We start from the raw sequence: 7,931 nt of genomic DNA, 5'->3' as shown, positions 1-7,931 counted from the left end.
CGCCGTTGCGCTGCCATCCTGAGCGGTGTCATCCCGGCGGAAGCCGGCGATGCGTTGCGCTGCCGACAGGAAACGGCGTCATCCCGGCGAAGGCCGGGATCCATTCGGACGGTCCGCCATCCGCGGCGGTGGCGGGAAGCCTGAAGCGTCGTGCGGGGTGAGCCGTCGGCTGGATCCCGGCGGACGCCGGGATGACGGCTGGGTGGGGAGGGGTGGCTGCGGTGTTGGCCCTGGTCGGCGCTTCGGCGGGGCGGGGCCTTGGTCGATTACGCGAAAAGCTCCGGGCGGCGGCGGCGGAGGGTTTCGATGAGGATGAAGGTCTTCATGTCGATGATCTCGCCGGCGTCGGCGAGGGCGGCGAGGGTTCGCAGGGGGACTTCCAGGATCTCCATCTCCTCGTGCTCCTCGGCGACGCCGCCGGTGTCGCGGGGGAGGCGGGACTTCAGGGGCGCGAGGTAGATCCAGACCCGTTCGGTGACGGAGCCCGGGGTGGAGTAGGGCGCGCCGACGAACTCCAGGTCCCCGACGATGACGCCGGCCTCCTCCTCCGCCTCGCGGCGGGCGGTGTCGGCCGGGTCCTCGCCCGGGTCCACGATGCCGGCCATGGCCTCAAGCATCAGGCCCGAGCCGTCGCTGACGAGGGCGGCGGGGCGGATCTGGCGGACCAGGATGGCGGTGCGGGCGTCCGGGTCGTAGACGAGGACGGCGGAGCCGTTGCCGTGGTCGTGGACCTCGCGCTTGATGCGGACGGGCTCGCCGCGAACGGTGGTGTCGAGCACCACCACCTCCAGCGTCACCCAGGCGTCGTAGACCGTGCGCCGGTCCACGATGGTGACCGGCGGCAGCCGGGTTTCGGGAAGGCCTTCGCTCACCGGCCGATCCCTTCCGCGCTGGCGGACGCGGTCCGCCGGACCAGGTCCTTGTAGAGGGCGCGGACGCGCTCCACCATCGGGCCCGGGCGGCCCGTGCCGATCGGCCGGCCGTCGATCTCCACCACGGGCGTCTGGCCGCCGAAGGTGCCGGTCACGAAGGCCTCGTCGGCCCCGTAGGTGTCGACCAGCGAGAAATTGCGCTCGAACACCGGGATGCCGGCCTCGCGGCAGACCTCGATCACCTTGGCGCGGGTGATGCCATTCATGGCGTAGTCGCCGGTGGAGGTCCAGACCGCGCCCTTGCGGACGATGAAGAAGTTGGTCGAGTTGCAGGTGTTGACGAAGCCGTGCGGGTCCAGCATCAGCGCCTCGTCGCCGCCGGCCTTCAGGGCCTGGATGAGGGCGAGGATGCAATTGAGCTTGGAATGGGAGTTGAGCTTCGGGTCCTGGCTGTCCGGCGTCTGCCGGTGGACGTGGACGGTGAAGAGCTTCAGGCCCTTCCGGAAGGTCTCCTCGGAGGCGACCTTGTATTCCGGGATGATCACGATGGTCGGGCCGTAGACCGACAGGCGCGGATCCTGGAACGGGTTCTTCTTGCGGCCGCGGGTGACCATGAGGCGGATGTGGGCGCCGTCGGTCATGCGGTTGGCGTCGAGCACGTCGTAGAGCGTCTTCGCCATCTCGGCCGGCGTCATGCCGATGTCGAGGTCGATGGCCTTGGCGGCCTCGAAGAGACGGTCCAGGTGGTCGTCCAGGAAGGCGATCCGGCCGTCGTAGAGGCGCAGACCCTCCCAGACGCCGTCGCCCATCATGAAGCCGCTGTCGTAGACGGAGACCTTCGCCTCGTCGCGGGGGAAGAGGTCGCCGTTCACGTAGATGAGGATGGACTCGTTGCGCGGATCGGGCGCTGAATCATGCGTGCTGACGGCATGCGGAAGGAGCGGGGAATTCATGCACTCTGCTTTCAAGACCGGGGTCCGGGTTGGCCGAACCGTATCGGAACGCGCCGGCCGCCTCAATGGCGCGGCGATAGCCCGCACTTCGCCGGGCCGGTTCCGCTCCCTATGTCCGGCGGCATGAGACCGCCCGACCGGACGATCCCGACCGCGCCCGCGAGCGCCCGCGCCCTTTCGGTGGCGGCGAGCCTCGTGTGGATTCCGCAGGCCTTCGTGCTGGCCGGCGCGGTGGCGGGCGTGGTGGAAGGGCGGCTCGCCGGAATGGCGGACGTGGCGTCGGCCGCGGGGCTGTTCCTGCTCCTCGCCGTTCTCCGGGCGGGCCTCGACGCCTGGTCGGCCCGGATCGCGGCCGGGTTCGCCACGCGGGAAAAGCGGCGGCTGCGCCGGATGATCGCCGAGACGGCGGCCGCGTGGTCGCCGGTGGACGCGACGCGGCCGGCGCCGGGCGAGATCGCGCTTCTGGCGAGCGACCAGGTGGAGAGCCTCGACCCCTATCTCACCCGCTACGGACCGGCGCGGACGCGGCTGATGGTGGTGCCGCTCGCGATCGCGCTGGTGGTGGCGGCGGTGTCCTGGGCGTCGGCGCTGATCCTCCTGCTCGCCTTTCCGTTCATCCCGCTGTTCACCTCGCTGATCGGCGCGGAGGCGCGCGACCGCAGCCGGGCGCAGCTCGCAGAGGTGGGGACGTTCACCGGCGTGCTCCTCGACCGGCTGTCGGGCCTCACCACCATCCGGCTGTTCGGGGCGGTGGACCGGACGGCGGAGGCGATCGCGGACGCGGGCGACCGGATCCGGCGCCGGACCATGAGCGTGCTGGCGCTCGCCTTCCTGTCGTCGGCGGTGATCGAGCTCTTCTCTTCCATCGCGGTGGCGCTGGTGGCCGTGTGGGTGGGGTTCACGCTCCTCGGCTGGATCGGCTTCGGGGCGACGCTGGCGCCGGTGGATCTGGCGACCGGCCTGTTCGTGCTGTTCCTGGCGCCGGACTTCTTCCAGCCGCTGCGGGATTTTTCCGCCGCCTATCACGACAAGGCAGCCGCCGACGCCCTCGACGACCGGCTGGAGGCGCTGGTGCGGCCCGCGCGCGCCGGGATCGTCGGGACGGGCGGCCGGGCGCCGACGGGCGACGCGGGACCGCCGCCGGCGGTGACCGTGGAGGGGCTGACGGTGGCGGCGCCGGACGGGGCCGTGCTGGTGGAGGGCGTGAGCCTCGACGTGGCGGCGGGCGAGCGGGTGGCGCTGTTCGGGCCGAGCGGGTCGGGCAAGTCCACCGTGCTCGCCGCGATCGCGGGGCTCGTGGCGCCGTCCGCCGGGACGGTGCGGCTGGGCGGCGCGGCGGTGGACGCCGCGACGGCGGACGCGGCGCGCGGCCGGATCGCCTGGGTAGGGCAGGCGCCGCTGGCGCTCGCCGGCAGCCTGGAGCGCAACCTGACGCTGATCGCGCCCGGCGACCGCGCCGCCATGGACCGGGCGCTGGCGGCGGCGCGGCTGGACGGGCTGGTGGCGCGGCTGCCGCGCGGGTTGCGCACCCCGCTGGGCGAGACGGGCGCAGGGCTTTCGGGCGGCGAGTTGCGCCGGCTGGCGGTGGCGCGCGCGCTGCTCGCCGACCGGCCGCTGATCCTCGCCGACGAGCCGACGGCGGACCTGGACGCGGAGACCGCCGAGGCGGTGCGGGGCGCGCTTGCGGCGGCGGCCGAGGGGCGGACGCTGATCGTCGCGACCCACGATCCGGCGCTCGCCCGGCGGATGGACCGGGTGATCCGGCTGGAGCCGCGGGCGGCGGGGAACGGGATCGCGCCGGCGGGCGAGGACCATCGGACAGCGGAAAAGGCGGGGGCGGACGGGGCGGCCGAGGTGATGAGGGCGGCGGACGCCGGCGCGCCGTCGCGGAGCGGAGACGCGGCGGTCGTCGCGGGTTCGGTGGCGGCCGGGGAGGGGCGGGCATGAGGGCGCTTCTCGCCATCATGGGGCGCTTCGCCCGGACGGCGCCGGCGCGGCTCGCGGGCGGGATCCTGCTCGCGGTGGCGACGCTCGCGTCGGGGCTGGGGCTCCTGGCGGTGTCCGGCTACATGATCGCCGGGGCGGCCCTGGCGGGCCTCGGCCTGATCGTGTTCGACACCTTCCGGCCGAGCGCGGCGATCCGCTTCTTCGCCCTGACGCGGACCGGCGCGCGCTACCTGGAGCGGCTGGTGAGCCATGACGCGACGTTCCGCGTGCTGGCGGCGCTCCGGGTGGACGTGTTCCGCGGGATCGCGCGGGGCAGGGAAGCGGCGGGCCGGAGCGCGGACCTGCTGGCGCGGCTGTCCGGCGACCTCGACGCCCTCGACGCGGTGCACCTGCGCTTCGCCGCCCCGCTCGCGGCGGCGGCGGTGACCCTTGCGGCGCTGGCGGCGGCGTTCGCGACGCTCGGGACCGGCCTCGCCCTCGCGGCGGCGGGGCCGGCGGTGCTGCTCGGGATCGTGGGTCCGGTGCTGTTGGCGGTCAAAGGGGAGCGCGACGCCCGGCGGCGCCACCACGCGGTGGACGCGGTGCGCCGGCGGCTGGTGGATCTCGACCGGGGCCGGACGGAGCTCGCCGTCGCGGGCCGCCTGGGCGAGGCGGTGGCGGCGGTGGGCGCGGCGGCGGACCGGGTCGCGGCGGTGGAGGAGCGGCAGCACCGGCGGGACATGATCGCCCGGGCCGCGGGCGTGCTGGCGACGCAAGCGGCCATCGCCGGGGCGCTGGTTGCCGGGGCGGGGCTGGTCGGGGCCGGGGCCGTCTCCGGGCCGGTGTTCGCGCTGGTGGTGGTGGCGGCCTTCGCGATCGCCGAACTGGTGCAGCCCTTGCGCACCCTGGCGCTCGACCTCGGCCGCATGCTGCTCGCGGCGCGGCGGGTCGCGCCGCTGATGCGGGCCGGGGAGGCGGCCGGTCGGCCTGTGGCCGGTTCGCGCGCCCGGTCCGCCGGGGAGGCGGGTGGCGTGGAGGCGGCCGGTCGGCCTGTGGCCGGTTCGGGCTCCCGGTTCGGCGGAAGCGGGCGGGTCCCGGCCGGGTCGGGCGCGGCGGTGGTGCTGGAGGCGGCGGGGGTGGCGGCGACCGGCGGGCGCGTGGCGCCGCTGAGGGGCGTGTCGCTCCGGATCGAGCCGGGCGAGCGGGTGGCGCTGGTCGGGCCGAGCGGGGCGGGGAAGTCGACGCTCCTGGCGCTGCTGGCCGGTCTGGTGGAGCCGGCGGGCGGGCGCATGGCGGTGGACGGGTTCGCGCCCGAGGCCGGGCGGCCGGACGTGGGACTGCTGACGCAGCGGACGGAGCTCTTCCGCGGCACGGTGCGGGACGCGCTGGCGCTCGGCCGGCCGGACGGGTCGGACGCGGTGTTCCGGCGGGCGCTGGAGACGGTCGCGCTCTGGCCGGTGGTGGAGGCGCGCGGCGGGCTCCACATGGCGCTCGGCGAAGGCGGCGCGGGCCTTTCCGGCGGCGAGCGGCGGCGGCTGGCGCTGGCGCGGCTGCTGGTGGCGGAGCCGGCGCTTCTCCTTCTCGACGAGCCGACGGACGGGCTCGACGCCGGCACGGCGGCGCGGGTGATGGCTGGGCTCGCGGCGGCGACTGAGGGACGCACGGTGGTGCTGGCGAGCCACCTCGGCGACGAGGCGGCGTTCGCGGACCGGCTGGTGCGGGTGGACGGCGGCCGGATCGTGGCGGACGCGCGGCGCGGGACCGAGCTGTTCGAACGGCTGATGGCGGGGCTCAACGACCGGGCCGCGCCGACCAATTGAGCGAGGCTGGTGGAGCGATCCTGTCGTTCGCGCCGCGGACCGAAGCAACTCCGCCGGTCGTCTCGGTCGGACGGAAAGGTCGGATCGCGGGCTTCGACATGAAAAACCGGCCGGAGCGGGCTCCGGCCGGTCTGATATCGACCCTCGTGGCGTCCGCCGAGCCTTCGGGGCGGACGCCCGGACGGCTCAGAGGTGCGCGCCGACGGCGGCGAGCTCCTTCTCGGAGATGGCGCCCGGGCCGCGGGTGGCGCCGGGCGGGCACTTGCCCAGGATGATCATGCCGAGGACGTCGTCCTGGCTGACGTCGGTGGTGCGGGCCGAGCCGACGAGCTTGCCGTTCTTCATCACCGACACCCGGTCGGCGAGGTCGAACACGTCGTGGAGGTCGTGGCTGATCAGGAAGATGCCGATGCCCTCGGCCTTCAGCTGCTTGATCAGCTCGCCCACCTGGGCGGTCTCCTGCGGGCCGAGCGCGGCGGTCGGCTCGTCCATGATCAGGATCTTGGCGTTGAAGTGGATGGCGCGGGCGATCGCCACCGACTGCCGCTGGCCGCCGGAGAGCGCCTTCACGGGCTCCTTGAACTTGCGGAAGTTCGGGTTCAGGCGGCCCATCACCTGGCGCGTCGCCGCCTCCATGGCGACGTCGTCGAGCGTGCCCCAGGGGCTGAGCAGCTCGCGGCCGAGGAAGAGGTTGGCGGCCGCGTCCACGTTGTCGGCGAGCGCCAGCGTCTGGTAGATGGTCTCGATGCCGTAGGACTTGGCGTCGCGCGGCGTGGCGATCTCGGCCTTCTGGCCGTTGACGAAGATGGAGCCGGCGTCCGCCTTGTAGGCGCCGGACAGGATCTTGATCAGCGTCGACTTGCCGGCGCCGTTGTGGCCGAGGAGGCCGACGACCTCGCCCGGATAGAGGTCGACCGTCACGTGGTCGACCGCCTTGATGCCGCCGAAGGAGATCGAGATGTCGCGCATCTCGACGAGGGGCGTCCCGGTGTTCTGTGCCATGGGTTCTGTCCTCCCGTCTTCAGCGGATGCGCTTGCGGTACATGGTATCGAGCCAGACCGCGATGACGAGCACGATGCCGACCACGATGTTCTGCAGCGGCGTGTCGAGGCCGAGGAGCACCATGCCCGACTGCAGGCTCTGCATCACGAGGGCGCCGAGCATGGCGCCCGCGATGGTGCCGGCGCCGCCGGCGAGCGAGGTGCCGCCGATGACCGCCGCCGCGATGGTGTAGAGCTCGTCGAGCGTGCCCTGGGCGTTGGTTGCCGAGGTGAGGCGGGCGGTCGAGATGGCCGCCCCGATGGCCGCGAGCGCGCCCATGAGGGCGAAGATCATCATGGTAACGCGCCGGGTGTTGATGCCGGCGAGCTCGGCCGCCTCCGGGTTGCCGCCGATGGCGAACACGTAGCGGCCGAACCGGGTGCGGGTTGCGACGAACGTCATCGCGATGCCGATGCCGATGGCGAGGAGCACCGGGACCGCGTAGCCGAACGGGATCGACAGGGCCGACCCGTCCGCCGGCAGCGGGATGGCGTTGGCCTCGGCGTAGCGGCGGGCGAGCACCGGCGGCAGGGTGTAGCTGTTCACCACCATGGTGGCGGCCACCACGGCCGTGATGCCGACCGCCACGGTGGAGACCTCGGCCCACACCGGCTTCAGCGGAAAGCGGAAGCGCTGGCGCTGGCGGCGGGCGTGGAAGGCCGCGAGGGCGATGAGCACGCACGCGACGGCCGCGATGGCCCAGCTCCACGTGGCCCCGATGGCGCCCTCGGCGCCGCCGCCGATGAGCTTGAAGTTGTTGTCGGTGAGCGGAATGGTCTTGCCGCTCGCCACCCACCAGGCCGCGCCGCGCCAGACCAGGAGGCCGCCGAGGGTGACGATGAAGGCCGGGACGCCGAGATAGGCGATCACATAGCCCTGGGCGCCGCCGATGATGGCGCCGGCCATGATGCCGATCACCAGCGTCAGGATCCAGACCAGCGGATGGTCGAAGCCCAGCATGGGCGTGAGATAGCTCGACTGGACCACCGCCATGATCATGCCGGTGACGCCGAGGACCGAGCCGACCGACAGGTCGATGTTGCGGGTGACGATGACGAGCACCATGCCGGTGGCCATGACGGCGACCGAGGCGGTCTGGACCGACAGGTTCCAGAGGTTGCGCGGCGTCAGGAACGTGCCGCCCGAGAGGAGATCGAACCCGATCCAGATGACGGCGAGGGCGCCGAGCATCCCGAGGAAGCGGACGTCCACCTCCATGGCGGACAGGAAGGAGGTGGTCTTGGCTTGCGGCGGAGAACCGCTCGGCGCGGTGGCGCGCGCCGTGGCTTGGTCGCTCATGGGCTGCTCCCAGGGCTCG

6 protein-coding genes are annotated in these 7,931 nt (G+C 73.5%); 2 read left to right on the top strand and 4 right to left on the bottom strand.

Features of this window, described 5'->3' with window-relative positions:
• Positions 1 to 266 precede the first annotated feature (266 nt).
• Entirely contained in the window at positions 267 to 872 is a 606-nt protein-coding gene (locus HND91_RS08240) for an NUDIX domain-containing protein (protein WP_181706063.1), read from the bottom strand.
• Positions 869 to 1,825, bottom strand: a complete 957-nt coding sequence (locus tag HND91_RS08235; RefSeq protein WP_181706062.1) for an aminotransferase class IV — start codon at positions 1,823 to 1,825, stop codon at positions 869 to 871. The genes HND91_RS08240 and HND91_RS08235 overlap by 4 nt, the downstream gene beginning before the upstream one ends.
• Positions 1,826 to 1,948: 123 nt before the next feature.
• Between HND91_RS08235 and cydD the strand changes: the two genes are divergently transcribed.
• Together cydD and cydC are read left to right on the top strand one after the other, a co-directional pair.
• Entirely contained in the window at positions 1,949 to 3,772 is a 1,824-nt protein-coding gene (gene cydD, locus HND91_RS08230; protein WP_181706061.1) for a thiol reductant ABC exporter subunit CydD, read from the top strand.
• Complete coding sequence (gene cydC / locus HND91_RS08225) at positions 3,769 to 5,571, top strand: thiol reductant ABC exporter subunit CydC (RefSeq protein WP_181706060.1); 1,803 nt, start codon at positions 3,769 to 3,771, stop codon at positions 5,569 to 5,571. Before cydD ends, cydC begins: the two co-directional genes overlap by 4 nt.
• A 186-nt stretch (positions 5,572 to 5,757) precedes the next feature.
• Here cydC and HND91_RS08220 read toward each other — a convergent pair whose 3' ends face one another.
• Positions 5,758 to 6,573 carry an ATP-binding cassette domain-containing protein gene (locus HND91_RS08220; RefSeq protein WP_181706059.1) on the bottom strand — a complete coding sequence of 272 codons (816 nt, stop codon included), beginning with the start codon at positions 6,571 to 6,573 and terminating at the stop codon, positions 5,758 to 5,760.
• A gap of 19 nt (positions 6,574 to 6,592) precedes the next feature.
• A complete protein-coding gene (locus HND91_RS08215; RefSeq protein ID WP_181706058.1) occupies positions 6,593 to 7,912 on the bottom strand; it encodes a sugar ABC transporter permease in 1,320 nt (439 codons plus the stop codon).
• Between the last annotated feature and the right edge of the window lie 19 nt (positions 7,913 to 7,931).

It is taken from the genome of Chthonobacter rhizosphaerae, from assembly GCF_013839525.1.
Lineage (GTDB): Bacteria > Pseudomonadota > Alphaproteobacteria > Rhizobiales > Pleomorphomonadaceae > Chthonobacter > Chthonobacter rhizosphaerae.
Note: the sequence above shows the minus strand (reverse complement) of the source record. Positions and strands in the feature narration are given on the sequence as shown.